The organism is Alphaproteobacteria bacterium (assembly GCA_019635875.1).
Lineage (GTDB): Bacteria > Pseudomonadota > Alphaproteobacteria > Reyranellales > Reyranellaceae > JAFAZJ01.
This window is the reverse complement of sequence record JAHBYP010000003.1, coordinates 20049-46600: the sequence shown is the minus strand read 5'-3', so window position 1 is coordinate 46600 and position 26552 is coordinate 20049. Positions and strand designations below refer to the sequence as shown.

General features: G+C 67.5%; 28 protein-coding genes. 16 read left to right on the top strand and 12 right to left on the bottom strand.

Annotated elements, in window-relative coordinates; translation table 11 throughout:
* The first annotated feature begins 1 nt into the window (after position 1).
* Positions 2-286: a DUF2007 domain-containing protein gene (locus KF889_11535; protein MBX3500070.1), complete on the top strand. Its 285-nt coding sequence runs from the start codon at positions 2-4 to the stop codon at positions 284-286.
* Between the two features lie 206 nt (positions 287-492).
* Here KF889_11535 and KF889_11530 read toward each other — a convergent pair whose 3' ends face one another.
* Entirely contained in the window at positions 493-1668 is a 1176-nt protein-coding gene (locus tag KF889_11530; GenBank protein MBX3500069.1) for an N-acetyltransferase, read from the bottom strand.
* Positions 1669-2038: 370 nt separating this feature from the next.
* Positions 2039-5734: a vitamin B12-dependent ribonucleotide reductase gene (locus KF889_11525; GenBank protein ID MBX3500068.1), complete on the bottom strand. Its 3696-nt coding sequence runs from the start codon at positions 5732-5734 to the stop codon at positions 2039-2041.
* Positions 5735-6026: 292 nt separating this feature from the next.
* On the opposite strand from KF889_11525, the gene KF889_11520 reads away from it, so the two are divergent.
* From KF889_11520 to KF889_11505, 4 genes are all read left to right on the top strand, one after another.
* Positions 6027-6383, top strand: a complete 357-nt coding sequence (locus tag KF889_11520) for an NADH:ubiquinone oxidoreductase subunit NDUFA12 (GenBank protein ID MBX3500067.1) — start codon at positions 6027-6029, stop codon at positions 6381-6383.
* 67 nt (positions 6384-6450) lie between these two features.
* Positions 6451-6966: an outer membrane lipid asymmetry maintenance protein MlaD gene (locus tag KF889_11515; GenBank protein ID MBX3500066.1), complete on the top strand. Its 516-nt coding sequence runs from the start codon at positions 6451-6453 to the stop codon at positions 6964-6966.
* A complete protein-coding gene (locus KF889_11510) occupies positions 6963-7202 on the top strand; it encodes a hypothetical protein (protein MBX3500065.1) in 240 nt (79 codons plus the stop codon). The genes KF889_11515 and KF889_11510 overlap by 4 nt, the downstream gene beginning before the upstream one ends.
* Positions 7203-7225: 23 nt before the next feature.
* A complete protein-coding gene (locus KF889_11505) occupies positions 7226-7678 on the top strand; it encodes a DUF2155 domain-containing protein (GenBank protein MBX3500064.1) in 453 nt (150 codons plus the stop codon).
* Here the strand turns inward: KF889_11505 and aat are convergent.
* The 5 genes from aat to KF889_11480 all read right to left on the bottom strand — a co-directional run bounded on the left by aat (position 7612) and on the right by KF889_11480 (position 11148).
* Positions 7612-8265: a leucyl/phenylalanyl-tRNA--protein transferase gene (gene aat, locus KF889_11500; GenBank protein MBX3500063.1), complete on the bottom strand. Its 654-nt coding sequence runs from the start codon at positions 8263-8265 to the stop codon at positions 7612-7614. The two genes, KF889_11505 and aat, sit on opposite strands and share 67 nt — an antisense overlap.
* A 58-nt stretch (positions 8266-8323) precedes the next feature.
* Positions 8324-9667: an acetyl-CoA carboxylase biotin carboxylase subunit gene (gene accC / locus KF889_11495; protein ID MBX3500062.1), complete on the bottom strand. Its 1344-nt coding sequence runs from the start codon at positions 9665-9667 to the stop codon at positions 8324-8326.
* Between the two features lie 5 nt (positions 9668-9672).
* Entirely contained in the window at positions 9673-10152 is a 480-nt protein-coding gene (gene accB, locus KF889_11490) for an acetyl-CoA carboxylase biotin carboxyl carrier protein (protein ID MBX3500061.1), read from the bottom strand.
* Between the two features lie 21 nt (positions 10153-10173).
* Positions 10174-10611 carry a type II 3-dehydroquinate dehydratase gene (aroQ, locus tag KF889_11485; protein ID MBX3500060.1) on the bottom strand — a complete coding sequence of 146 codons (438 nt, stop codon included), beginning with the start codon at positions 10609-10611 and terminating at the stop codon, positions 10174-10176.
* Positions 10612-10683: 72 nt separating this feature from the next.
* A complete protein-coding gene (locus KF889_11480; GenBank protein ID MBX3500059.1) occupies positions 10684-11148 on the bottom strand; it encodes a MarR family transcriptional regulator in 465 nt (154 codons plus the stop codon).
* A 136-nt stretch (positions 11149-11284) separates the two neighbouring features.
* On the opposite strand from KF889_11480, the gene hppD reads away from it, so the two are divergent.
* The 4 genes from hppD to maiA all read left to right on the top strand — a co-directional run bounded on the left by hppD (position 11285) and on the right by maiA (position 15292).
* Positions 11285-12325, top strand: coding sequence for a 4-hydroxyphenylpyruvate dioxygenase (gene hppD / locus KF889_11475; protein ID MBX3500058.1), 1041 nt, complete (start codon positions 11285-11287; stop codon positions 12323-12325).
* A 93-nt stretch (positions 12326-12418) separates the two neighbouring features.
* The gene (locus tag KF889_11470) at positions 12419-13567 is read left to right on the top strand and encodes a homogentisate 1,2-dioxygenase (protein MBX3500057.1); all 1149 of its coding nucleotides are present in this window, start codon (positions 12419-12421) and stop codon (positions 13565-13567) included.
* 91 nt (positions 13568-13658) lie between these two features.
* Complete coding sequence (locus KF889_11465) at positions 13659-14651, top strand: fumarylacetoacetate hydrolase family protein (GenBank protein ID MBX3500056.1); 993 nt, start codon at positions 13659-13661, stop codon at positions 14649-14651.
* Complete coding sequence (gene maiA / locus KF889_11460; protein MBX3500055.1) at positions 14648-15292, top strand: maleylacetoacetate isomerase; 645 nt, start codon at positions 14648-14650, stop codon at positions 15290-15292. The genes KF889_11465 and maiA overlap by 4 nt, the downstream gene beginning before the upstream one ends.
* Before the next feature lie 38 nt (positions 15293-15330).
* On the opposite strand, the gene KF889_11455 is transcribed toward maiA, so the two are convergent.
* A complete protein-coding gene (locus tag KF889_11455; protein MBX3500054.1) occupies positions 15331-16059 on the bottom strand; it encodes a thioredoxin domain-containing protein in 729 nt (242 codons plus the stop codon).
* A gap of 99 nt (positions 16060-16158) precedes the next feature.
* Entirely contained in the window at positions 16159-17520 is a 1362-nt protein-coding gene (locus KF889_11450; protein MBX3500053.1) for a M48 family metalloprotease, read from the bottom strand.
* On the opposite strand from KF889_11450, the gene KF889_11445 reads away from it, so the two are divergent.
* The 4 genes from KF889_11445 to KF889_11430 all read left to right on the top strand — a co-directional run bounded on the left by KF889_11445 (position 17504) and on the right by KF889_11430 (position 20770).
* Positions 17504-18817 carry a gamma-glutamyltransferase gene (locus KF889_11445; protein MBX3500052.1) on the top strand — a complete coding sequence of 438 codons (1314 nt, stop codon included), beginning with the start codon at positions 17504-17506 and terminating at the stop codon, positions 18815-18817. The genes KF889_11450 and KF889_11445 overlap by 17 nt on opposite strands.
* Before the next feature lie 13 nt (positions 18818-18830).
* Complete coding sequence (locus tag KF889_11440; GenBank protein ID MBX3500051.1) at positions 18831-19973, top strand: pyridoxal phosphate-dependent aminotransferase; 1143 nt, start codon at positions 18831-18833, stop codon at positions 19971-19973.
* Between the two features lie 14 nt (positions 19974-19987).
* Positions 19988-20125: a hypothetical protein gene (locus tag KF889_11435; GenBank protein ID MBX3500050.1), complete on the top strand. Its 138-nt coding sequence runs from the start codon at positions 19988-19990 to the stop codon at positions 20123-20125.
* A 156-nt stretch (positions 20126-20281) separates the two neighbouring features.
* Positions 20282-20770, top strand: coding sequence for a hypothetical protein (locus tag KF889_11430; GenBank protein MBX3500049.1), 489 nt, complete (start codon positions 20282-20284; stop codon positions 20768-20770).
* Between the two features lie 29 nt (positions 20771-20799).
* On the opposite strand, the gene KF889_11425 is transcribed toward KF889_11430, so the two are convergent.
* Genes KF889_11425 through KF889_11415 form a run of 3 tightly spaced genes read right to left on the bottom strand, consistent with a single transcriptional unit; the run spans position 20800 to position 22732 of the window.
* Complete coding sequence (locus tag KF889_11425) at positions 20800-21462, bottom strand: tetratricopeptide repeat protein (GenBank protein ID MBX3500048.1); 663 nt, start codon at positions 21460-21462, stop codon at positions 20800-20802.
* A gap of 9 nt (positions 21463-21471) precedes the next feature.
* Entirely contained in the window at positions 21472-21924 is a 453-nt protein-coding gene (locus tag KF889_11420; GenBank protein MBX3500047.1) for a nuclear transport factor 2 family protein, read from the bottom strand.
* 7 nt (positions 21925-21931) lie between these two features.
* Positions 21932-22732 (bottom strand): crotonase/enoyl-CoA hydratase family protein, encoded by an 801-nt coding sequence (locus tag KF889_11415; GenBank protein ID MBX3500046.1) that lies wholly within the window; start codon positions 22730-22732, stop codon positions 21932-21934.
* 122 nt (positions 22733-22854) lie between these two features.
* Between KF889_11415 and KF889_11410 the strand changes: the two genes are divergently transcribed.
* The 3 genes from KF889_11410 (at position 22855) to KF889_11400 (ending at position 26506) form a co-directional block, all read left to right on the top strand.
* Entirely contained in the window at positions 22855-24006 is a 1152-nt protein-coding gene (locus KF889_11410; protein ID MBX3500045.1) for an acyl-CoA dehydrogenase family protein, read from the top strand.
* Between the two features lie 159 nt (positions 24007-24165).
* Entirely contained in the window at positions 24166-25215 is a 1050-nt protein-coding gene (locus KF889_11405; GenBank protein MBX3500044.1) for an acyl-CoA/acyl-ACP dehydrogenase, read from the top strand.
* Between the two features lie 100 nt (positions 25216-25315).
* A complete protein-coding gene (locus tag KF889_11400) occupies positions 25316-26506 on the top strand; it encodes an acyl-CoA dehydrogenase (protein MBX3500043.1) in 1191 nt (396 codons plus the stop codon).
* The last annotated feature ends 46 nt before the right edge of the window (positions 26507-26552 follow it).

Genomic DNA, 26552 nt, shown 5'->3' with positions numbered 1-26552 from the left:
CATGGCGGATGACGACGACGACTACGACGCACGGGCGCTCGTGGTCGTCGCCACCTTCGACGATGTCGCCGAGGCGCATATCGCGCGCGGCATGCTCGATTCCCAGGGCATCCCCTCGGTACTGGCCGATACCGGCATCCTGGGCGCGCTGCCCTCGATCGCCGATCGCGTCGGCGGCGTGAAGCTGCAGGTGGCGCGCCGCGACGAGGGCAAGGCACGCGATCTACTCGCCCACCCGCCCGGCTCCGACGAGGATTTCGAGGATCTGACCGAGGCGGATTGGTAGCGTCTATCACCTTCCCCGGAGGCGGAAGGTGGCGCGAAGCGCCGGATGGGGGTGGCTCGCGCGGCCAGTCGCGATCTGCCTTGCGAGATCGTCTTTGTCTTCGACAGCCACCCCCATCCGCCCTTCGGGCACCTTCCCCGCAAGGCGGGGGGAAGGTAGGAGACGAACCGTCATATGCGATCGCCCAGCCCTCCAAGGGAAGGGAGCTACTCGTTCTCCTTTCTGAACGGCGAGTACTCCATCAGCGCCGCCATGTCGCGTTCGGCGGCGGGGCGCTCGCGTTCGAGGAAATTGGCGATCGCCGCGCGCAGCTGGCGGTCGCCGATCCAGTGCGCCGAGTAGGTCGGTGTCGGCAGATAGCCGCGCTGGATCTTGTGCTCGCCCTGCGCGCCGGCCTCGACGCGCTTCAGGCCATGCGCGATGGCGTAGTCGATGGCCTGGTAGTAGCAGGTCTCGAAGTGCAGGAAGTCGTGGTTCTCGACGCAGCCCCAGTTGCGGCCGAAGATCGCGTTGTCACCGCGCAGGTTGAGCGCGCCGGCCACCATCCGTCCGTTGCGCTCGGCGATGATCAGCACGACTCTCTCCGCCAGGGACCCGCCCAGCAGGTGGAAGAAGTCGCGATTGAGATACGGACTGCCCCACTTGCGGTCGGCGGTATCCATGTAGAAGCGGAAGAACGCATCCCAGTGCGCCGAGGTGATCTCCGCGCCGCTCAGCGCGCGCAGGCTGAGACCGTGCCTGGCGATCGCCGCGCGCTCCTTGCGGATCGCCTTGCGCTTGCGCGAGGAGAGCGCCGCCAGGAAATCGTCGAAGGTCCTGTAGCCGTCATTGTTCCAGTGGAACTGGTAGTGCTGGCGCTGGAGGAAGCCCAGCCGGCCCAGCGCCTCCCATTGCTCGCGCGGGCAGAAGGTGACGTGGATCGAGGAGATGTCGTTGTCGGACGCGACCTTGACCATGGACTCGACCATGGCATCGAAGACATGCGGCGCCAGCGGGCCGGGACGCGGCAGGATGCGCGGGCCGGGCACCGGCGTGAACGGCGCCGAGACCTGCAGCTTGGGATAATAGCGGCCACCGGCGCGCTCGTAGGCCTGCGCCCAGCCGTGGTCGAAGACGTACTCGCCCTGTGAATGGCTCTTGAGGAACATCGGCACGATGCCGAGCACCGCGCCGGCATCATCCTCGGCCACGAGGTGCTGCGGGATCCAGCCGGTACCGCGGCCCAAGCACCTGGAGTCCTCGAGCGCCTTGAGGAAGCCGTAGCTCAGGAAGGGATTGCCGTTGGCCTCGGGCGCCAGCGCGCAGGAATCCCAGGCCGCAGCGTCGACTTTGGTTACGCTGTTGACCACACGGATGCTCAGCCGGGTCGGATCACCGTCCATCGCCGCCATGGTAAAGCGGACGGGCCGCGCGCGAAACGAAAACGACGCAAGCGAAAACAGGCGGACCACGGGCCTGTCGAGCCCGATATCCGCCTGCTTACAGTGGTGAGATGATGCTTCCCGCCGGCGCCTCGGCGCCGGGCGGGAAGCTGATTGGCATCAGTTAGAGGGGCCAATCTGAAGTTTGGCCAGTGGCCTACTTCTTCTTCGCGGCCTTCTTCTTGGCGGCCTTCTTCTTGGCAGCTTTCTTCTTCGCAGCCATGACATATCTCCTGTAAGTTTTGCCCGTTTCCGACCGTGGGACCCGGACTGGGTACGCGGTTTTTACTCAACGCTTACGCTCGCGCGCCTCGTACGACGCGCCTAGACTTCAACTGCACCCCGTGGTCGCCCCGCACGTGTTGCATTTCAGGCACGTGCCGTTGCGGACGAGGGTGAAGTTGCCGCAATCGGTGCAGGCATCGCCTTCGAACCCCTTGAGCCGGGCCTCACGGACCCGGTCGAGGCGCTCGTCTGCGTGTCCGACCGTTGCGGATCCGAGGACGGCCGCTCCGCCAGAAGCGAAGGCGACGGCCATGCCGTCCATCGAACTCTGGGCGGGGAGGGGGGCGGACACCGCCGGCGCCACGAACTGCATCGTCGCGTCGGCGGTGGCCTGGCTGCCGGCCCCTCGCCCGTTCAAGACATAGAGATTGCTGCGCACGAAGCCGACGCTGGCCAAAGACGGCGCATTCACCGCCTGCGCCATCATCAGCGTCGTCTCCGACTCGCCAGCGCCGACATCGTCGGAGCGGTTCATGGTCGGATCGACATGCGCGAGGTCGGTGCGCGCGAGGTAGGACACCGCCAGCTCGCGGAAGATGTAGTCGAGCACCGAGGTCGACATCTTGATCGCGTCATTGCCCTCGACCAGGCCGGACGGCTCGAAGCGCGTGAAGGTGTAGGCCTCGACGAACTCCTCGAGCGGGACGCCGTACTGCAGGCCGATCGAGATCGCGATGGCGAAGTTGTTCATCAGGCTGCGGAAGGCGGCGCCTTCCTTGTGCATGTCGATGAAGATCTCGCCCAGCTTGCCGTCGCTGTACTCGCCGGTGCGCAGGTAGACCTTGTGTCCCCCGACCACGGCCTTCTGGGTGTAGCCTTTGCGGCGCTGCGGCAGCCGTTCGCGCCGGCCGCTGACCTCGCGCTCGACGATCCGCTCGACGATGCGTTCGGCGATCACCGTGGCCTGCTGCGCCGGGGTGCGGGTGCTGGTGTCGAGCTCGTCGTCGTTGGCGGATTCCGGCAGCCACATTGCCGCCAGCGGCTGCGACAGCTTCGAGCCGTCGCGATACAGCGCGTTGGCCTTCAGGCCGAGCTTCCAGGAGAGCTCGTAGGCGGCGCGGCAATCCTCGACCGTGGCCGCGTTGGGCATGTTGATGGTCTTGGAGATCGCGCCGGTGATGAAGGGCTGCGCCGCCGCCATCATCCGGATGTGCGCCTCGGTCGACAGCGAACGCGTGCCGCTGCGGCCGCACGGCGTGGCGCAGTCGAACACCGGCAGATGCTCGCTGCGCAGGCCGGGCGCGCCTTCCAGGCTCATCGCGCCGCAGACGTGCAGGTTGGCCGCTTCGATCTCGGCCTTCGAGAAGCCGAGCAGCGGCAGCAGATCGAGCTTGGGATCGTTGAGCTTTGCCTCGTCCAGCCCCAGCCGCTCGCGGCAGAATGCGTCGCCCAGGTTCCAGCGGCTGAAGGCGAAGCGGATGTCGAAGGCGTCGGCGGCCGCCTTCTCCACCTTGGCCATCATCGTCTCGTCGAGGCCACGGGCGCGCAGGCTTTCTGGATTGATGTGGGGGGCGCCGGAGAGCGTGCCGTGGCCGACGGCGTAGGCGATGATCGACTTGATCGCGGGATCACCGTAGCCCAGGCGGGCAAGGGCGGCGGGGACCGTCTGATTGATGATGCGAAAATAGCCGCCGCCGGCGAGCTTCTTGAACTTCACCAAGGCAAAGTCCGGCTCGATGCCAGTCGTGTCGCAATCCATCAGCAGACCGATCGTTCCGGTCGGCGCGATCACCGAGACCTGCGCATTGCGGAAGCCGTGCGCGGCGCCGAGCTCCAGCGCGTCGTCCCAGGCGCGCGCGGCGGCGTCGGCCAGCACGCGCTGCGGGCAGTTGGCAATGTCCAGCGGCACCGGCGTGATCGACAGACCCTCGTAGCCCGTGCTCTCGCCGCGCGCCGCCCGCCGATGATTGCGGATCACCCGCAGCATCGCCTCGCGGTTGGCGCCGAAGCCTGGGAAGGGCCCCATCTCCGCCGACATCTCGGCCGAGGTGGCGTAGGCGACGCCGGTCATCAGGGCGGTGATGGCGGCGCAGGTGGCACGGCCGCGGTCGCTGTCGTAGCCCATGCCGCCGGCCATCAGCAGCGCGCCGAGATTGGCGTAGCCCAGGCCCAGCGTGCGGTAGGCGTAGGACAGCTCGGCGATGCGCTTCGAGGGGTACTGCGCCATCATCACCGAGATCTCGAGCACCACCGTCCACAGCCGGGTGGCGTGCTCGAAGCTGTCGATGTCGAAGCTGCCGTCGGGGCGGCGGAAGCGCATCAGGTTCAGCGACGCCAGATTGCAGGCTGTGTCGTCGAGGAACATGTACTCGGAGCACGGGTTCGAGGCGTTGATGCGGCCCGATTCCGGACAGGTGTGCCACTGGTTGATCGTGGTGTCGAACTGCACGCCGGGATCGGCGGACATCCAGGCCGCCAGCGAGACCCGCTCCCACAGCTCGCGCGCCGGTACCGTCCTGGCCACGCCGCCGTCGGTGCGGCGAACCAGGTTCCACGGTGCGTCCTTGGCGACGGCCTCGAGGAAGGCGTCGGTGACGCGCACCGTGTTGTTGGCGTTCTGGCCGGAGACCGTGGCATAGGCCTCCGACTCCCAGTCCGTGTCGAACTCCGGGAACTCGATGTGCCGATAGCCCTGGCGCGCGAACTGGATGACGCGCTGGATGTAGTTCTCGGGGATCTGCGATTTGCGCGCGGCGACGATCTCGCGGCGCAGCGTCGCGTTGCGTGCCGGGTCGAAGGCGGCGTCGCCCTCGGCATCCGCGGTGAAGCAGGCGCGCAGCACGGCGTTGAGGTGGCGATTGGCGAGCTTGGAGCCGGCGACGAGGGCGGCGACCTTGCGCTCCTCCGCCACCTTCCAGTCGATGAACGCCTCGATGTCGGGATGATCGACGTCGACCACGACCATCTTGGCCGCGCGCCGCGTCGTGCCGCCCGACTTGATCGCGCCCGCGGCGCGATCGCCGATGCGCAGGAAGCTCATCAGGCCGGACGACTTGCCGCCGCCCGACAGCTTCTCGCCCTGGCCGCGCAGCGCCGAGAAGTTGCTGCCGGTGCCCGAGCCGTACTTGAACAGGCGCGTCTCGCGGACCCACAGGTCCATGATGCCACCTTCGTTCACCAGATCGTCGGCGACGCTCTGGATGAAGCAGGCGTGCGGCTGCGGCCGCTCGTAGGAAGACGGGCTCTCCAGCGTCTCGCCGGTGCGGTGGTCGGTGTAGAAATGTCCCTGTGCCGGACCGTCGATGCCGTAGGCCCAGTGCAGTCCGGTATTGAACCATTGCGGCGAGTTGGGCGCGCACATCTGGCTCGCCAGCATGAAGCGCAGCTCGTCGTGGAAGGCGTGCGCGTCCTGCTCGCTGTCGAAGTAGCCACCCTTCCAGCCCCAATAGGTCCAGGTGCCCGCGAGACGATCGAAGACCTGACGCGCGTCGCGCTCGCCGACGTAGCGCTGTTCCTTCGGCAGCGCTGCGAGCCCACTCTCGTCGGGCACGCGCCGCCACAGGAAGGACGGCACGTCGGCCTCACGCACACTCATCAATGCGGCGGGCACGCCGGCACGGCGGAAGTACTTCTGCGCGAGGATATCGCAGGCGACCTGCGACCAGTCGGCCGGAACATCGATGTCGGCGTGACGGAAGATGATCGAGCCGTCGGGATTGCGGATCTCCGACGTCGCCGCACGGAAGGGCAGTCGCGCATAGGGCGACTCACCTTCTGTAGTATGACGACGTACGAAACGCATCGACCGCTTGGGCCCCCGCAAATCGTCCTTCGATGTGCCGCGCCTCCAAAATCGCAATCGCACATATGGACGTCTTAAGATACTAGATTACAAAATCTTGAGAGCGCAACAATATTTTGTGCACACGCGCGATCATGATACTACATGATGCAGACGCGCAACACCATCGCACGAGGCCGTGCGACGCGCGGCAATCGACAGCGATGACGACGATCACCACACATTGCGGGACACGACGCGCGACGCTACAAGCAGCGCCACGCGTGATGTTTTCGCGGATCGGGGAAGGTCGATGACGGTGGGCACACGCCTCTTCACGTGGCTGCGCGGCGAACTCGTCGGCGAAGACTCGCAGGGCAATCGATACTACCGCGAACGCAGGACGCCGGCCGGGCGTCGCCAGAAGCGCTGGGTGCTCTATCGCGGTGAGGCGGAAGCCAGCCGCGTGCCGCCCGATTGGCATGGCTGGCTGCATCACACCGTGGCCGAACCGCCGCCGCCGGGCGGCCTGCCGCGCAAGCCCTGGGAACAGGCGCATCGTCCCAATCCAAGCGGCACGGCGATGGCCTACCATCCGGCCGGCAGCGTGGCGGGAGTCGGGCGCCGCGCCCGGGCGACCGGCGACTACGAGGCGTGGAAACCCGACTGAGCCACGCGTTCGTCCTCGTGCGGCCATCATTGTATACTGCCATGCACTGAACGGTTCGGAGGTTGGGTTGGGACGCAATATCGTGGAGACGATCATCGGCGCCCTCGTGCTGTGCGTCGCCGGCATCTTCGTCATCTACGCCTTCACGACGACCGAGGCCTCGACGCCGAGCGGCTACGAGATCGTCGCGCGCTTCGATCGTGCCGACGGGCTGAAGCGCGGCTCCGACGTGACGCTGTCGGGCATCAAGGTCGGCACGGTGACCGGCCTGGAACTGGACAAGGAATTCAACGCCGTCGTGCGCATGTCGATCCGGCGCGACGTGAAGCTGCCGGCCGACACCTTCGCGCGCATCGTCAGCGAGTCGCTGCTCGGCGGCATGGTGATCCTGCTCGAACCCGGCGGCAGCAACCAGTTCCTCGCTGACGGCAGCCGCATCAGCAAGACCCAGGGATCGATCCTGCTCGCCGACCTGATCGCCCGCCTGATCTTCGGCGGTGTCGGCTCCTCGCCACCGGCCGGCGCGCCGCCCGCGCCGGCCCCGACGCCCGCACCCGCACCCGCCCCGGGAGGCAAGCAGTGAGCGGCGGCCAGAATTCGGCCGCGCCGGTGTGGCTGCAGCCCGACGGCAAGCCGGTGTCGTGCCTCGAGAAGATCAAGGTGCTCAACGAGAACCTCGACGAGATCCGCGCCATGATCGCCGATGCCGTTGAGGACGGCGTGCTCATGGGCTGCGATCCGGCGCAGATCCGCGCGGTGTTCCACGATCTCGTCGAGGCGGCCGCCGCCGACGCGCCGCCCGCCAAGCCCGACGAATGACGATGCGATGGCGCGCCGCCCTGATGGCGTGCGCGGTGGCGTGGAGCACGACGGTCCTGGCGCAGTCCCGCGACGGGCCGTCGATCACGTTGCCGCCGATCGACGACTTCAAGCCGCTGCAACGCTCGCCCGCCGCGCCCGAGGGGCAGCGTCGCGCCGTCAAGCTGCAGGCGCTCGACAAGGTCACGACGCGCACCCGCGAGGTCGTGGTCGCGGTAGGCGACATGGTGCGCTTCGGCACCCTGCGCATCGACGCCGCCGAGTGCCTGGTCAACACGCCCGAGGCGACGCCCGATTCGGTGGCGTTCCTCACCATCACCGACAACAAGCCGGCGCAGGCGGCCGAGAAGCTTTTTTCGGGCTGGATGTTCGCCTCCTCGCCGGCGCTCTCGGCGCTCGACAGCTCGGTCTACGACGTGTGGGTCCTGGCCTGCGTGACGATTCCGCAGGCTTCCGTGCCGCCCAGCTCCAGGTAGAAATGCGCGCGCGCGGCGATCGCGCGCTCCAGCCGCGCCCGGTATTCGGCGCGCGGAATCTCCGTCGTTCCGAACTGGCGCAGATGCTCGGTCATGAACTGGCAGTCGAGCAGGCTGAAGCCGCCCTTGATCAGTCGGGCCACGAGATGCACCAGCGCCACCTTGCTGGCATCGCGGACCCGGCTGAACATGCTCTCGCCGAAGAACGCGCCGTTGATCGACACGCCGTATAGGCCACCGACCAGCTCGCCGTCGATGCGGCACTCGACGGAATGGGCGAAGCCACGGCGGAACAGGCCGGTATAAAGCTCGATGATCGGCCGGTTGATCCAGCTTTCGTTCTGGTAGCGCCGCGGTGCCGCGCAGGCGCGCATCACGCCCTCGAAATCGCGATCGCAGCTGACCTCGAACGGTCCGTTGCGCACCGTGCGCGCCAGCCGGCGCGGCAGATGGAACTGGTCGAGCTCGATGATGGCGCGCTTCTCGGGATCGACCCAGTACAGCGTCGGATCGCCGCGCGTCTCGCCCATCGGGAAGATCCCGGCGCAATAGGCGCGCAGCAGAAGCTCCGGCGTGAAATCGTTCATGGACGCAAGGTCGCGCGCGGCCGCCGAATATGCAACGGCGGACGACGCCTGCGATTGCTCACTTCTTGAGGCCGACCAGTCGTTCCAGCCAGTGGATGTCGTACTCGCCGTCGACGAAGCCCTGCTGGGCGATGATGCGCTGGTGCAGCGGGATGGTGGTCTCGATGCCGCCGATGACGTATTCGCCCAGTGCGCGGCGCAGGCGCATCAGGCACTCGTTGCGGCTGCTGCCCGAGACGATCAGCTTGGCGACCAGGCTGTCGTAGTAGGGCGGCATGCGGTAGCCGGTGTACAGCCCGCTGTCGACGCGCACGCCCAAGCCGCCGGGCGGATGGTAGTCGGTGACCAGGCCGGGGCAGGGCACGAAGGTCTCGGGGTTCTCGGCGTTGACCCGGCATTCGATGGCGTGGCCCGAGAACTTGATGTCGGCCTGGGTGAAGCCCAACGGCGCGCCGGCGGCGATGCGGATCTGCTCGCGCACCAGATCGATGCCGGTGATCGCCTCGGTGATCGGGTGCTCGACCTGCAGGCGGGTGTTCATCTCGATGAAGTAGAACTCGCCGTCCTGGTACAGAAACTCCAGCGTGCCGGCGCCGCGATAGCCCATCCTGCCGATGGCGGCCGACGCCAGATTGCCGATGCGCTCGCGGGTCTCGCGGTTGAGCGCCGGCGAGGGCGTCTCCTCCAGCACCTTCTGGTGGCGGCGCTGCAGCGAGCAGTCGCGCTCGCCCAGATGCACGCAATTGCCGTGGGTGTCGGCGAGAATCTGGATCTCGATGTGGCGCGGCTTGCCGAGATACTTCTCGACATAGACCGAGCCGTTGCCGAAGGCCGCGGTGGCTTCCTGGCGCGCGAGCGTGAAGGCTTCCTCGGCCGCTTCGGCGCTGTCGATCACCTTCATGCCGCGCCCGCCGCCGCCGGCCACCGCTTTGACCAGCACCGGGTAGCCGATCCTGGCGCCCAGCGCCCTGACCTCGTCGAGCGAGTCGACCGGGCCGGGCGAGCCGGGCACCAGCGGCAGGCCGAGCTTCTCGGCCGTCTGCTTGGCGACGATCTTGTCGCCCATCATGCGGATGTGCTCGGGCGTCGGGCCGATGAAGGTGAAGCCGTGCTCCTCGACCAGCTCGGCGAAGCGCGCGTTCTCGCTCAGGAAGCCGTAGCCGGGGTGGATGGCGTCGACGCCGGCAATGGTCGCGGCCGACAGGATGGCGGGGATGTTGAGATAGCTCTCGCGCGCCGGCGGCGGGCCGATGCAGACCGATTCGTCGGCCAGGCGCACGTGCATGGCATCGGAGTCGGCGGTCGAGTGGATCGCCACCGTCTCGATGCCCATCTCCTTGCAGGCGCGATGGACCCGCAGCGCGATCTCGCCGCGGTTGGCGATGAGGACCTTCTCGAACATCGTTCTCAGTCCACGATCAGCAGCACCTGGCCGAATTCCACCGGCTGGGCGTTGCCGATGATGATCTTCGACACGGTGCCCGCCTTGGGCGCCTTGATCGGGTTGAAGGTCTTCATCGCCTCGATGATCAGCAGGGTCTGTCCGGCCGCGACCTTGTCGCCGATGTTGACGAAGGCCGGCTTGCCCGGCTCGGGCGAGAGGTAGGCGGTGCCGACCATCGGCGACTTCACCGCGCCGGGATTGCTGGCGTCGTCGACCACGCTCGCGGCGGAGGAGGGCGCGGCGCTCGCCGCCGCGACCGGGGCCGAGGCCATGGCCGGCATGCCGCCGCCGACGAAGATCGGCGCGCTGGTGGTCGCGGGCGGCTGCTTGGCCAGACGTACGCGGCGGCCGTTGGTTTCGTACTCGATCTCGCCCAGCCCGCTGTCGTTGAGCAGCTCGGCCAGCTTGCGGATCAGCGCGAGGTCTTCATCGGGTCTCGACATGGTCCGTCCGTTGGTGAGAGGTCAGCGGGAGACGAGGCGGGCCATCGCCCGCAGCGCCAGGAGATAGCCCTGGCTGCCGAAGCCGCAGATCACGCCCACGGCCACCGGGCTGATATAGGAATGATGCCGGAACTCTTCCCGCTTGTAGATATTCGAGAGATGGACCTCGATCACGGGCTTTTCGGCTGCGTTCAGGGCGTCGAGCAGGGCCACCGAGGTATGGGTGTAGGCCCCGGCGTTGATGACGATGCCGCTGTTGGCCTCGCGCGCCTGCTGGATGCGGTCGACCAGTGCGCCTTCGTGGTTGCTCTGGAAGAAATCCAGGGCCAGGTCGAGGCCCTTGGCCTCGGCGCGGCAGGCGGCTTCGATATCGGCCAGAGTCTCGCGGCCATAGATCTCGGGCTGGCGCTTGCCCAGCATGTTGAGGTTGGGGCCGTTGAGGACCAGCACGGGTGACAAGGTCGATCTCTTTGTTTTTGTGGCGCTTTCGGACGCAAGCGATGGCCTTATATATCCCCTGACACCATATATCTAGGGGGCTGGACGGGCTGCCAGCACACGGGCGGCCTCCAGCAGCCGGTCCAGCAGGCCGTCCAGCGCCTTGCGTTCGGCCGGCGAAAGCTGGGACAGCAGCTCGGCCTCGTAGCCCAGGGCCAGCGGCACAATCAGGTCGTGCATCGCCCGGCCGGGCTGGGTGAGCCGAAGCAGGGAGCGGCGGCGGTCCGTGCCGTCGGTGGCCTGCTCGATCAGGCGGCGACGGCGCAGCCCGGCCACGGCACGGCTGACCGTGACCTTGTCCATCACCGTGCGTTGGCAGATATCGGAGGCGGAAAGCGGCGCGAAGCGGCCCAATGCGGCGATCACCCGCCACTGCGGGACGGTGAGGTGGGAGGGGCCGAAGTAGCGGCGATGCAGATCGGCGCTGGTGGTCTGGCTGAGGATCGACAGCCGGTAGGGCAGGAAGCGCTCGAGCCGCAGGCCGGGTCGGTCGGACATGTGGATGGTCTTCGTCGCTTCAGGGGTTGCCAGCGCCGGCGGTCGGTATTAGTTTCATTTGAAACCAATTGGCCTGACCCGTCAATGGAGGTCTCCCATGGCGAGCACCCAGCCCGAAATCGACACGGTGAACCCGATGGGCACCGACGGCTTCGAATTCATCGAGTACACCGCACCCGATCCCGCCGAGCTCGGCCGGCTGTTCGAGTCGATGGGCTTCACCGCGGTGGCCAGGCACCGCGCGAAGGACGTCGCGCTCTATCGCCAGGGCGACGTGAACTTCATCGTCAACGCCGAGCCGGCGAGCTTCGCGCAGGGCTTCGCGCGCGTGCACGGCCCCAGCATCTGCGCCATCGCGTTTCGGGTGAAGAACGCGGCGCAGGCCTACAAGCGCGCGCTGTCGCTGGGCGCCTGGGGCGTCGAGGGCCGCGTCGGGCCGATGGAGCTCAATATTCCCTCGATCAAGGGCATCGGCGACAGCCTGATCTACCTGGTCGACCGGTACGGAACGAAGGGTACGATCTACGACGTCGACTTCGAGTATCTGCCCGGCGTCGATCCCCAGCCGCGCGGCGTGGGCCTCACCTATATCGACCACCTGACGCACAACGTGCATCGCGGCCGCATGGCGGAGTGGGCGGAGTTCTACGAACGCCTCTTCAATTTCCGCGAGATCAAGTACTTCGACATCGAAGGCAAGCTCACCGGGCTGAAGTCCAAGGCGATGACCAGCCCATGCGGCAAGATCCGCATCCCGATCAACGAGAGCTCGGACGACAAGTCGCAGATCGCCGAGTATCTCAACGCCTATCACGGCGAGGGCATTCAGCACGTGGCGCTGGGCACCGACGACATCTACGCCACCGTCGAGGCGCTGCGCGGCATGGGCACGCCGTTCCAGGACACGGTCGAGACCTACTATGAGGGCATCGATCGGCGTCTGCCGGGCCATGGCGAGGACCTCGCGCGGCTGAAGCGCAACCGCATCCTGATCGATGGCGCGCCGACCGAGGGCGGCGGGCGCCTGCTGCAGATCTTCACCAACACGGTGATTGGGCCGATCTTCTTCGAGATCATCCAGCGCAAGGGCGACGAAGGCTTCGGTGAGGGCAATTTCCGCGCGCTCTTCGAGTCGATCGAGCTCGACCAGATCAGGCGCGGCGTCTTGAAGGCGTAGATCTCCCTGTCATTCCGAGCGCAGCGAGCAATCCAGGCAGCTTTCCTAGATCCCTCGCTGCGCTCGGGATGACAAGCAACGTAGGAGGACACGATGGCCAGGAACTGGATTCCCCTGTCGCGCGTCGAGGGCGTGGCCTCGCGCCAGGCGCATGTGCGGCTGCCTCAGGGCACCTACGAGCGCGAGATCAGCAAGGAGGGCTTCTTCGGCCCCTCGGCGCAGTTCCATCACCCGCACAAGCCCACCGACTGGATCGACTTCGAAGGCCCGATTCGTCCGCGTGCCTTCGACCTCAACAAGCTGGTGAAGGCCGAGGGCAGCCCCTGGGCGGCGCAGGACGTGCTGAAGAACAAGGCCGTGCACATGCGCATCTGGCGGCTGGAGTCGGCGCAGCCCGATCTGGCGCGCAACAGCGACGGCGATGACCTGCTGTTCATTCACGAGGGCGCCGGGCATCTGTTCTGCGACTACGGCCACATGGAGTACCGCGACGGCGACTACATCATGATCCCGAGGGGCACGATGTGGCGCCTGGAGCCGTCGGCCTCGACCATGGTGGTGATGATCGAGGCGACCAACGACCACTTCACCCTGCCCGACAAGGGCATCGCCGGCCGCCATGCCATCTTCGATCCGGCGATCCTCGACACGCCTTCTCTCGACGACGCCTTCAAGGCGCAGCAGGGCGAGAAGCGCTGGCGCGTCGTGGTCAAGCGGCGCGATCAGCTCTCGACCATCACCTATCCGTTCAACCCGCTCGACGCGACCGGCTGGCACGGCGATCTCTCCGTCGTGCGCGTCAACTGGCGCGACATCAGGCCGATCATGAGCCATCGCGCGCACCTGCCGCCTTCGGTGCACACCACGTTCCTCAGCGGCCGCTTCGTCGTCTGCACCTTCGTGCCGCGGCCGTTGGAAAGCGACCCCGAGGCGCTGCGCCTGCCGTTCTTCCACAACAACGACGATTTCGACGAGGTGCTGTTCTATCACAAGGGCAGCTTCTTCAGCCGCGACAACATCCATCCCGGGATGATGACGGTGCATCCCAGCGGCTTCACCCACGGCCCGCATCCCAAGGCGTTCAACGCCGCGACCAAGGGCGGCAGGACCGAGACCGACGAGGTCGCGGTCATGCTCGACACCCGCGACGCGCTCGACATCGCCGCGATGCCGGCGGGCGTCGAGTGGGACGGCTACGTGCACTCATGGCGGCCGCCCGAGACCAAGCAGGCCGCTGAATAATCACTCCGTCATCCCGAGCGCAGCGAGGGATCCAGGGCCATCCCAGATCCCTCGCTGCGCTCGGGACGACACAAACGATGGAACTCACGCCATGAAACTGGGCTCACTGAAGGAAGGCGGCCGCGACGGCACGCTGGTCGTGGTCAGCCGCGACCTGTCGCGCGCCGTGCGGGCGAGCGATATCGCGCCGACGTTGCAGCGCGCACTGGACGATTGGGCGCACACGGAGAAGCTGTTGCGCCAGCTCGCCGCCGATCTCGAGAGCAACAAGGTCGAGGGCAGCTTCGCCTTCGATCCGGCGATGGCCGCCGCGCCGTTGCCGCGCGCCTATCAATGGGCCGACGGCTCGGCCTACGTCGTGCATGTCGAGCTGGTGCGCAAGGCGCGTGGCGTCGAGATGCCGCCCAGCTTCTGGACCGATCCGCTGATGTACCAGGGCGGCTCCGACGGCTTCATCGGCCCGCGCGACGACATCGTGGCCGGCGACGAGGCCTGGGGCATCGATTTCGAGAGCGAGATCGGCGTGATCGTCGACGACGTGCCGATGGGCGTCACGCCGCAGGACGCGCGCCGGCACATCAAGCTGGTGACCATTCTCAACGACGTGTCGCTGCGCAACCTGATCCCGGGCGAGCTCAACAAGGGCTTCGGCTTCTTCCACGGCAAGCCGGCCACCGCCTTCGCGCCGGCCGCGGTGACGCCGGACGAGCTGGGCCCCGCCTGGGACGGCGCGAAGCTCAGCCTGCCGATGCTGTCGACCTACAACGGCGAGCTCTTCGGCAGGCCCGACGCGGCGACCGACCTGACCTTCGATTTCGGCCAGCTGATCGCGCATGCGGCGAAGACCCGGCACCTCGAGGCCGGCAGCGTGATCGGCTCGGGCACGGTGGCCAATCGCGACGCCTCGGTCGGCTGCTCGTGCATCGCCGAGCGGCGCGTGCGCGAGACGATCGACGGCGGCAAGCCCGTCACGCCGTTCATGAAGTTCGGCGATCGCATCCGGATCGAGATGCTCGACGCACAGGGGCGGTCCATCTTCGGCGCCATCGACCAGAAGGTGGTGCGCTACGGAGGACCGGCATGAAGCTCTACGGTTACTTTCGGTCGTCCGCCGCCTATCGGGTGCGCATCGCGCTCAACCTCAAGAGCATCGTGGTCGAGCACGCGTCGAAGCATCTGCGCAAGGGTGAGCATCTCAGTGACGATTTCGCCGCGCTCAATCCGCAGAAGCTGCTGCCGGCACTGAAGCTCGATTCGGGCGAGATCCTCACCCAGTCATTGGCGATCCTCGAATACCTCGAGGAGACGCACCCCGATCCGCCGCTGCTGCCCAGGGATCCGGTCGGTCGCGCCCGCGTGCGCTCGCTGGCGCTGATCCCGGCCTGCGAGATCCATCCGGTGCAGAATTTGCGCGTGATGGGCTATGTGCGGCAGCACTACAAGCAGGACGACGCCGGCGCCTTCGCCTGGTCGAGGCACTGGATCGAGGTCGGCTTCGAGGCCTACGAGAAATCGATCGCCGGCAATCCGGCGACCGGCATGTTTAGCCACGGCGACACGCCGACCATGGCCGATCTCTGCCTGGTGCCGCAGGTCTTCAACGCCGGCCGCTTCGGCGTCGACATGTCGAAGTTCCCGACCATCGCGCGCATCAACGCGGCCTGCCTGAAATTGCCGGCCTTCGACCTGGCGCAGCCCTCGAAGCAGCCCGACGCGGAGCCATAACTGTCATCCCTCGCTGCTCCCGGGATGACAGGTGGTCGTCAGCCCTTGCGCGCCTTGGCGACGGCGGCCTTCATGGTGTCGGCGTCGACGGCGCCGGGGATCAGCTGGGTGCCGATGATGAACGCCGGCGTGCCGTTGACGCCCAGCGCCCGGGCGAGCTGGGCGGCCTTGTCGATATGCTGGGTGATCGCCGGGTCGTCCATGTCCTTGGTCAGGCGCTGCGCGTCGAGCTTCAGATCGGCGATGACCTGCGCCATGCGCTCGGCCGAGATCTGGCCGCGGGCTTCCATCAGCGCGTTGTGCACCTCGAAATACTTGCCCTGCTTATGGGCGGCCAGCGCCATGCGCGCGGCGATCTTCGAGTCCTCCGACAGGATCGGGAACTGCTTGTGGACGATTCGAATCCTGCCGTCGCCGGCGACCACCGATTTTAGCGTGGGATGGGCGCGCCGGCAGTAGCCGCAATTGTAGTCGAAGAACTCGACGATGGTGACGTCGCCCTTTGGATTGCCGCCCACCGGGGTGAGCGCGTCGTTGGCCAGCTCGTCCCTGAACCTGACCAGCGCCGCCTTGGCGCGTTCCTCCTTCTCGATGCCCTGGCGGCGCTCGTACTCCTGCAGCGCCTCGACCAGCACCTCGGGGTTCTTGATCAGGTATTCCTTGATGATCTTCTCGATCGCCGCCCTGTCCGATCCGGACTGGGCCTGGGCGAGCGGCGCCAAGGCAAGCGCGGCGAGAATGGCAACCAGGCGGACTAACCAGCGCATCAGTATCTCCTGCGGCCAGCCTCAAGGGCGACCGGCCGGCGTGACTTACCACAGAGCGCCCGGATCAGGCGCATCAACTCATGGCGATCTTGAGGCGGCTCAACGCCTGGGCCGCCCGGATTCGATGAAGCCCTTGATATCCATGGCGCGCTGCCAGCCCGGCGAGCCGCGCGGCAGGGCGCGTTCGGCCGCCGTGGCCTTGTAGATCGCTGCCTGGCGGTCGCCCCTCAGCAGGAATACCTCGGCGGTGGCAAGGTCGGTCATGCCCTGGTTGCCCAGTCCCGCCTGGGCTCTCGCCATCAGGTCCCAGGCGCCGAGATTGCGCGTCTCGACGATCACCACCTGGTCGAGGTTGCGGACGGCCGGCGCGAAGCGCCCGGCGTTCACCTGCGCCTGGGCGAGCTGATAGCGCAGCGCGATGGACGAGGGCAGCAGCGCAACGGCCCGCTCGTAGGAGCTCACCGCCTCGGCCGGCCGCTGCGAGTCGCGCAGGATGTCGCCCTTCAGCTCGTGAATATAGGGATCGCGCGGATGCTCGCGGATCAGCGAATCGAGGATCGACATCGAGGCGCCGACCTGGCCGCTGCGCCACAGCGCCATGGCGCGGCCGTAGCGCGCCGCGATGCTGCGATCGGAATCGGGATACTTCGACAGCGCGCGCTGCGGCTCGAAATAGCCCAGCGTCTTGGCCACCATCCGCGCATGCAGCTCCCTGAACTGCGCCGGCTCCGCGGCGTTGACGGCGCGCGAGCGCGCCACCTGCTCCTCGAGGAAATCGATGCGTTCGCCGGTCATCGGATGGGTGCGCATGTAGCCGGTGCTGCGCACGCCGACATAGATGCGCTCCTGCACCTGCAGGATCTTCATGAACTCGAGCATGCCCCTGGGCGAGATGCCGGCGCGCTCGAGGAAGCCCACCGCCGCCTGGTCGGCCTGCTGCTCCTGCGAGCGGGTGTAGCTCAGGAAGCTGCGCAGCGCCGTGCTGCTGCCACCGCCCAGCACGCGCGGATCGCGCGGGTAGCCCTGGCTGTCGCGGCCGACCTGCGAGCCGGCGACGACCGCCGCGCCCGCCAGGATCTGCTCGATGATCGCCTCGGCGGTGGCGTTGCGGATCGCGTCCTGCAGCTTGGCGAGATGCGCGCCCTTGATGTGGCCGGTTTCGTGCGCGATCACGCCGATCAGCTGGCCGGCGTTCTCGGTGCGCATGATCAGGCCGGTGTGCAGGAAGATGCGCTGGCCGCCGGCGACGAAGGCGTTGAGAGAGGCGTCCTGCACGAGATGGACCTCGATCGCGCCGGGATCGAGCCCGGCGGCGCGGAAGATCGGCGCCGCGAAGATGCGAATCGTGTTTTCTATTTCGGCGTCGCGGACTAAAACCAGCCGCTGGGCGGACGCGCTGGCGGTCGCCCCCAGAAGTGTCAGCAAAAGGGCGATGCAGGAAACGATGCGCTTCGGAACCATCGACGGACCATCCCCCCTCGCCAAGGCCAACCATACCATTCTCGCGGCGGCGGCGCTCGCCGCGCTGCTGGGCGGCTGCTCCGGCGACAAGCCGGTACGCGGCGACGTGGGATTTATCGAGGGGTTTTTTGGCGCAGTTGTGGCGGACGAGCCGCGCGCGGCCGACGCCGGCCGGGACGTGCTGACCAGCGGCGGCAGCGCCGCGGACGCCGCCGTGGCCATGTACTTCACCATGGCGGCCACCCTGCCGTCGGCCGCCAGCCTGGGCGCCGGCGGAGTTTGCCTGGTTCACAACGCGAGCCGGCGGTCGGTCGAGTCGATCGTCTTTCCGCCGGTGCCGGTCAGCGGCTCGGCGCGCGGCTACGACATCGCCGTCCCGATGGCCGCGAGGGGCATGGCGCTGCTGCACGCGCGCCACGGCCGCTCGCGCTGGGAATTGCTGGTCGCCGGCGGCGAGCGCGTGGCACGTTTCGGCGCGCCGGTATCGCGTGCCCTGTCGCGCGACCTGCAGGCCGGCGCGCGTCTGATCGGGGCGGATCCGGAGGCGCGGCGCATCTACGATAAGGGCGGCGGGGTCGCCGTGACCGAGGGCGACGTGTTCCACCAGGGCGACCTCGGCGCCACGCTCGGCATCATCAAGGCGCGCGGCGGCGGCGACCTGTACCAGGGCCCGCTGGCGCGCCAGCTCAGCGGCGCGGTGCAGCAGGCCGGTGGCAACCTGACGCTGGCGCATCTGCGCGCGGCTGTCCCGCGTGTCGTGCCGCCGCTGCAGGTGCGCTTTGGCGATCACACCGCGTTCTTCGCGCCGGCGCCGTTCGACGGCGGCCAGTCCGCGGCATCGGCGTTCCAGAGTGGCGGCAGCGGCGGCGGCACCTTCGAGGGCGGCGAGGCCGGCTTCGTCGCTGTCGATCGCGACGCCAACGCGGTCAGCTGTGTCTTTACCATGAACCAGCTCTTCGGCGCGCGTCGCGTCGCGCCCGGCACCGGCATCATGTTGGGCGCGCCCTCGGGCAACGGCATGGCGCAGACGACGCCGATGCTTGTCAGCAACGTCAACAACGGCGAGTTCCTGCTCGCCGGCGCCGCATCGGGCGGTCCCGGCGCGCCGGCGGCGCTGGGGGCGGCGGCGCGTACGGTGCTCTCGACCCATGGCCGGCTGGCCGACGCCGTCGGCGGCACGAGTGGCGGCGTGCTCAGCATCTTCACCTGTTCGCGTGGGCTGAAGTTCGATCGTCGCACCTGCCAGGCGCTGGCTGATCCGCGCGGCCACGGCCTGGCGCTGATCGCCGACAGATGAGCCGTCGGCCCCGATGAGCGTGTCGCGCCGCGCCGATGCCGTGCCGCCGTTCATCGTCATGGACGTGATGCGGGAGGCGGCCGAGAAGGAGGCGCGCAACGAGAGCGTGATCCATCTCGAGGTCGGCCAGCCCAGCACGCCGGCGCCGGTCGGCGCCCTGGACGCCGCGCGCGAGGCGCTGTCGCGTGACCGGCTGGGCTATGTCGATGCGCTGGGCATCCCGAAGCTGCGCGAGCGCATCGCCCGGCACTACCACGAGCGCTACGGCATCGCGGTGCCGGCCGAGCGGGTGATCGTCACCACGGGCTCGTCGAATGGCTTCCTGCTGGCCTTCCTCGGCGCCTTCGATGCCGGCGCGCGGGTGGCGATGGCGGCGCCGGGCTATCCGCCCTACCGCAACATCCTCTCGGCGCTGGGGCTGGCGCCAGTCGATCTCGTGACCACGGCGGTCGAGCGCTATCAGCCGACCGTGGCGCAGCTCGAGAAGGCCGGCGCGCTCGACGGCCTGATCGTCGCCAGCCCGTCGAACCCGACCGGCACGATGGTGACGCGAGCCGAGCTGGCAGCGCTTTATGGTCATTGCCGCGCGCACGGCCTGACCCTGATCTCTGACGAGATTTATCACGGCCTGACCTACGGCGAGCGCGCGACCACGGCGCTGGAGATCGGCGACGACGCCATCGTCGTCAACAGCTTCTCCAAGTACTTCTCGATGACCGGCTGGCGCGTCGGCTGGCTGGTGGTGCCGCAGGCGCTGGTGCGGCCGATCGAGCGTCTGGCGCAGAATCTGATGATCTCGACGCCGACCATCTCGCAGCACGCCGCGCTGGGCGCGTTCGAGTGCACTGACGAGCTCGAAGGCCACGTGCGGCGCTATCGCGCCAATCGCGATCTGTTGATGGCCGGTTTGCCGAAGGCGGGGTTCGATCGCTTGACGGTCGCGACGGGTGCCTTCTACACCTATGCCGATATCTCGCACCTGACAAACGACAGTGTCGATTTCTGCCGCCGCATGCTGCGTGAGGCCGGAGTCGCGACGACGCCGGGTGTCGATTTCGATCCGCAGCGGGGCCGCGGAACGTTGCGGATTTCCTTCGCCGGCTCGACCGCGGAGATGGAGGAGGCAGTACGTCGACTTGTCGCCTGGAAGCGGTGATTGCGGCTGTCGCCTTGATCGTTCTGTCGGTCGTCACGTCGGCGGGCGCGCAGGCGCTCGATTGCCGGCGACCGGCTTCCGAAATCGATCGCGCGACCTGCCGCGGCGCCGACCTGATGACGGCGCGTGCCGCCGTCGGCGTCGCCTATTAAGGCCTGCTGCATTCGCTCGCCGGTGCGGCGCGCGAGTATCTGATCGCCGATCAGGAGCGCTGGGCGCGCAACAACCACTCGCGCTGCGTCGAATCGGTCCGCCGCTACACGACGAGCCGCGTCGACACCCAGATCGCAGCCTGCCTGACGGAGCGCATGTCGGCGCGCACCGGACGGCTGCTGGCGATGCCGTCGGGCGCCGCCTATCCGTTCATCTCCGAGCATCTGATGCTGAAATTCGGCCTGGCGGTGCGCAGCGCCTATCGGCTGTTCGTCAGCTATCCGCAATTCGATCTGCCTGGCGTTGACAGCGGTGTGCTGAACCAGCAGATCGAGAAGGCCGCCCGCGAACGCATCCAGGTCGATCCGTTTCCCCGGCCGGGCGACGACTTCCCCGGCCCGTGGCTGACGGAGATCCGCCACGATCTGCGCTTTCCCGCCCCGGGCCTGGTCGCTGTGCTGTCCAGCATCTACCTCCAGCACGATGGCTTGCGGCCGACCAATGTCAGCGCCGGCATGCTGGTCGATCTTCGCGCGGGAGGGTGTGGAGATCGTCTTCCGATCCTACGAGGAGGGATCCGGCCCGAACGGTGCGCGGCTGGTCGCGATCCCCTATGCCAGGCTGAAGGGCATCATCCGCCGTGACGGCCCGCTGGCGGAGAAGGCGCTGAGACCTACTTCGTGATGAACGGCTCCCAGGCGCGCAAGCCGCTGGCGTTGGGACCGCGAGTATCCGTGTCGCCCTGGCTCGCGCGCTCCATGATTGGAAGGTACAGCGCGCGATCGGCGTCGGCCCCCTTGTCGTCGCCCTTTGCCTCCTTCGCCCGCGCCCGAAACTCATATGGGTTGTACATGGGGTGCACGTAGCGCGGTGCGAGGCGGATGGCCTCGCTGAAATCGCGAATCGCGTCGTCGTACCGCTTCATCTCCAGGTACGCCTCGCCCCGATTGTTCCATGCCACGGCATAGGCGGGGTCGAGGCGAAGCGCCTCGGTGTAGTCGGAGATGGCATTCGACGGGTCGGGATAGCTGTTGCGCACCCCGCGATTGTTGAAAAGCTTCGCCAGCTTGGGCGCCAGGCGAATTGCCTCGTTCAGATCGCGCATCGCCTGATCTTCGTCTCTGGTCATTGCCGAGCGGTTGTTGAGCGCCATCGCGCGATCGATCGGCGAGGTTCGCGGGTCATCGATGACGAGGGAGCACAGCTTGGCCGACTCGGGATCGAAGTCCGGCGTTCGCAGGCAACGCTGGTAGGCATTTTCATACAGCGACTGCGCCGACACCGTCGGCATCGTGCAGGACAGGCAGAGCAGCATCAGCGGCAGGAGACCGCGCATCGACATGCCTCAATGCAGCTGGCGGCGGTCGCGCCGCTCGGCTGGTGGCGACGTCTGCGCCGGCGGCGCCGGTGCCGCGTGATGATGCACCATCTTCCAGACTTCGCCCTCGCGGACGAAGCCATTCGTGGCGATAAGCTGGCCGGCCGGCAGGATCTCGCGGCAGATCACGATGGCCAGGCCATGGCGCACGATGACGAACTCGTCGGAGACGCCGGCCTTGGGCGCGTTGGGATTGCGCAGGATCGCCCGCCAGGACCGCAGAACGCTTTCGCGATCGAGCAGGGCCGGCTGGCCGGGATGCACGCAGGCCACCGGCGCCGTGGTCGCCCACATCCCGGCCAGGGCCTCGAAGTCACGGCGGCTGAAGGCGGCATAGAAGGCGCGGTTGGCGGCGAGGATCGCCTCGTGGTCATCTTCCTCGATGCCCGGCACGAAGGGCGGGATGCGGCCGCGCGCCATCGTCGCCCTACTTGTTCCTGAACACGGGCTTGCGCTTCTCGACGAAGGCGTCGACCGCCTCCTTGTGGTCCTCGCTCTGATGCGCGATGGCCTGCATCGAGGCCGACATGTCGAGCAGCGTGTGCAGCCCGGTGCGCTCGCCCTCGCGCAGCAGGCGCTTGGCCATGCGCAGGCCATAGGCGGGATTGACGGCGATGCGTCTGGCCAACGCCATCGCCTCGTCCATCAGCTTGTCGTCGTCGACAACCTTCGAGGCGAGCCCCATCTCGTAGGCCTGCTCGCCGGTGAACTGCTCGCCCGTGAAGGCCATCAGCATGGCGTTCGACATGCCCACGGCGCGCGGCAGGAACCAGGCGCCGCCATCGCCGGGGATGATGCCGAGCTTGACGAAGCTCTCGGCGAAGCGCGCGCTGCGAGCCGCGATGCGGATATCGCACATGCAGGCCAGATCGCAGCCGGCGCCGATGGCATGCCCGTTGACAGCGGCGATGATCGGCACCTCCAGCTCGTACATCGCCGTCGGGATGCGCTGGATGCCGCGCTGATAGCCGACGCGCACATTGTAGACGCCGCCCGAGAACATGCCTTGGTGGCGCTGCATGTTCTTGACGTTGCCACCCGAGCTGAAGGCCGTGCCGGCGCCGGTCAGGATGGCGCAACGCACGTCGTAGTCCTCGTTGATGCGGTGCAGGGCCTCGACGATCGCGCTGATCATCTCCTCGTCGGAGATCGCATTGCGAACATCGGGATCGTTCAGCGTCAGCGTGACGATGTTGTCCTTCTTCTCGTAGAGCAGCCTGTCCGCCACCGCATTCCTCCCGACGTGAATCCGCGTTTACTTATAGCGGTCGGCGTCTAGGATTATCGGAACAACGCCCTCAATCCAACGCCTGAGTCCATCATGAAGTCGGGAGGATGCCTGATATGACGATGCCGACCCTCGATTTCCCGCCGTTCCGCCTGCCGCCGGACGCCGAGGAATTGCGGACGGAGGTGCGGGCTTTCCTCAAGGGCATCCTGCCGACCTTGAGCGCGGGCGAACGCTTCAAGAGCTGGAACAGCCGCTCGCCGGAATTCAGCAAGGCGATGGGCGCGAAGGGCTGGATCGGCATTACCTGGCCGAAGAAGTATGGCGGCGCCGAGAAAAGCTTCCTGCACCGCTACGTGATCACCGAGGAGCTGCTGGCCAATGGCGCGCCGGCCGGCTCGCACTGGGTCGCCGACCGCCAGAGCGGTCCCAACATCCTGCGCTACGGCAGCGAAGAGATGAAGGACGCGATCCTGCCGCGTATCGTCAAGGGGGAGTGCTTCTTCTCGATCGGCATGAGCGAGCCGGATTCCGGCTCCGACCTCGCCTCGGTGCGCACCCGCGCCGACAGGGTCGAAGGCGGCTGGCGAGTCAACGGCACCAAGATCTGGACCAGCGGCGCGCATCGCTCGCACTACGCGATCACGCTCTTGCGCACCAGCGGCCAGCGCGAGGATCGCCATCGCGGCCTGAGCCAGCTGGTGATCGACCTTAAATCGCCGGGCATCACCATCCGGCCGATCATCAACCTCAACGGCAAGCACGACTGGAACGAGGTGGTGTTCCGCGACTGCTTCGTGCCCGATTCGATGATGCTGGGCGAGGAGGGCGATGGCTGGCTGCAGGTCACCGGCGAGCTCGCCTACGAGCGCAGCGGGCCTGAGCGCATCCTGACCAACATCCATGTGCTGAAGGAGCTGATCCGCATCGTCGGGCGTCAGCCCGGCCACCATGCGCAGGAGGTCATCGGCAAGCTCGCCGCCCGCGTCTGGAGCCTGCGCCAGATGTCGCTGTCGGTCGCCGGAATGCTGCAGGCCGGCAAGTCGCCGGCGGTCGAGGCGGCGGTGACCAAGGATCTCGGCACGCATTTCCAGCAGGACCTGCCGGAGATCGCGCGCGTGCTGGGCGAATCCGACGCCGCCGACGAGAACGACATCGAGGAATTCCTCGACGTCTGCCAGATGGCGACGCTTGCAGCGCCGGCCTACTCGATCCAGGGCGGCACGACGCAGATCCTGCGCGGCATCATCGCGCGCGGGCTGGGTCTGCGATGAAACCTTGCCTTCCCCCGGAGGGGGAAGGTGCCCGAAGGGCGGAAGGGGGATGTCGAAGACGAACGCATGAGTCCGGCTTCGACATCCCCCATCCGGCGCTCCGCGCCACCTTCCCCCTCCGGGGGAAGGTAGACGTAAAAGGGTAAGGAACGACGACAGATGGCATCGGACAACGAAACCCGCGACATGTTCGTGGAGATGGCGTCGCGGCTGTTCAGCGAGCAGGCGACGCGCGAGATCATCAACGCTTTCGAGAAAGGCACCTGGCCGGCCGATCTGTGGAGGCAGGTCGAGGAAGCCGGCCTGCCCTGGGCGGCGGTGCCGGAGAGCGCCGGCGGCGCCGGCGGCAATATCGGCGACCTGATGGCGGTGCTGCGCGAGGCCGGCCGCAACGCCGTGCCGCTGCCCCTCGCCGAGACCGGCCTGGGCGCGATGATCGCCGGCGAGGCGGGGCTGACGCCGCCGCCAGGGCCGCTGGCGCTGGTGATCTCGGAGTCGAGCGCGCCGATCCGCATCGCGGGCGGCAAGGTCTCAGGCAAGGCCAGGCGCGTCGCGTTTGCCTCGGTGTGCGACAACATCATCGTCGTCTCGTCCGGCGAAGTGGCGATTGTCGCGAAGGCGGCGGTGAAGATCGACGCCAGGCAGGGGCAAACTGGCGAGCCCTATGACGATGTGACCTTCGACAATGCCGCGGCGAGCGCATCGGCGTCCTCGAAGATCACGCCGGAATGCGCCCTGGAGCTGGCGGCGCTGGCGCGCACCAGCCAGATGAGTGGTGCGGCCGACCGCATCCTGGCGATCACCACGCAATATGCCAAGGAGCGTACGCAGTTCGGCCGCTCGATCAGCACCTTCCAGGCGATCCAGCACATGCTGGCCGAGCTCTCGACCTATGTCGCGGCGGTCGCGGCGGCGGCGCGCACCGCGGCGCGCGATGCGGAGGAGGGCGATGGCAGCTTCGCGATCTGGGCGGCCAAGACCCAGGCCAGCGACGCCGCGCACAAGATCTGCGCCATCGCGCACCAGTCGATGGGCGCGATGGGCTTTACCTACGAGCACATCCTGCACCACTACACGCGCCGCCTCTGGGTGTGGCGCCGCGACTACGGCAGCGAGTCGTTCTGGGGTGCCAAGCTCGGTCGCGCGATGTGTGAGGCGGGGCCGGATGCCATGTGGCCGTCGCTGACCTCGAGCAAGGTGGCCGCCTAGGTGGAACATGCTGTCGTTCCGAGCGCAGCGGGGAATCCAGGGAAGATGCCGGGCTTCCTTGCCGTGCTCGCAATGACGGGGCGACTCTAGGGAGACTGCCATGGACATGCACGCCAGCGTCGGGCGCCTGCGCACCGAGATCATCGACAAGGCCGAGGCGCTGGCGCCGACGATCGAGGCGGCGGGGGCGCGCATCGAGGCCGAGCGGCGCATCGTTCCCGACGTACTGGCCGCGATGCACGGCGCGCGGCTGTTCCGCATGCTGCTGCCGCGATCGGTCGATGGCGAGGAGGTCGATCCCGAGACCTTCTTCCGTGTCGTCGAACGCATCGCCAGCGCTGATGCCAGCACCGGCTGGTGCCTGTGCCAGGCCGGCGGCTGCGCGATGTCGGCGGCCTATCTCGAGCCCGACGTGGCACAGAAGATCTTCGGTGCGTCGAACTCGGTGCTGGCCTGGGGTCCGGGCCCGAAGGTCAAGGCGGTGGCCGACGGCAACGATGGCTATCGTGTCACCGGCTCGTGGGCCTTCGCCTCGGGTGGGCGACACGCGACCTGGCTGGGCGCGGACTGCCCGCTATTCGCCGCCGACGGCACGCCGATCCGCGATGCGCTGGGACGCCAGATCATGCGCGTCTTTCTCGTTCCGACCGAACAGGTGCAGTGGACCGACATCTGGAACGTGATCGGCCTGCGCGGCACGGCGAGCGACCAGTTCGCGCTCGACGACCACTACGTGCGCACCGATCACTCGATCACCCGCGACCACACGCGCGAGCGGCGCGAGAACGGGCCGCTGTACCGCATGTCGGCGCTCTACCTCTACGCCATCGGCTTCGCCGGCGTGGCGCTGGGCACGGCGCGGCCGATGCTCGACACCTTCATGACCTTCGCACGCGACAAGTATCCGCGCGGCATCAAGAGCGCGATCCGCGACAACAACGTCGTGCAGCTTGGCGTCGGCCAGTCAGAGGCCAGGCTGCAGTCGGCCCGTGCGCTCCTGCTGCAGAGCGTACGCGAGGTGTGGGCCGAGGTGCAGAAGACCGGCACCTTCACCATCCCGCAGCGCATGCAGCTGCGCATGGCGACGACGCACGCGATCCAAATGGCGCGCGAGGTCTCGCACTTCGTCTATCACGCCGCGGGCGCCACCGCGATCTTCCACGACAATCCCTACGAGCGCCGCTTTCGCGACATCAACACCGTGACGCAGCAGCTGCAGGGCCGGCTGTCGCATCTCGAGAATGTCGGCAATTTCCTGATGGGCGGGGAGCCCGACCTGAACTTCGCATAGGAATCTGTCGTTCCGAGCGCAGCGAGGGATCCAAGCCCTCTTCCTG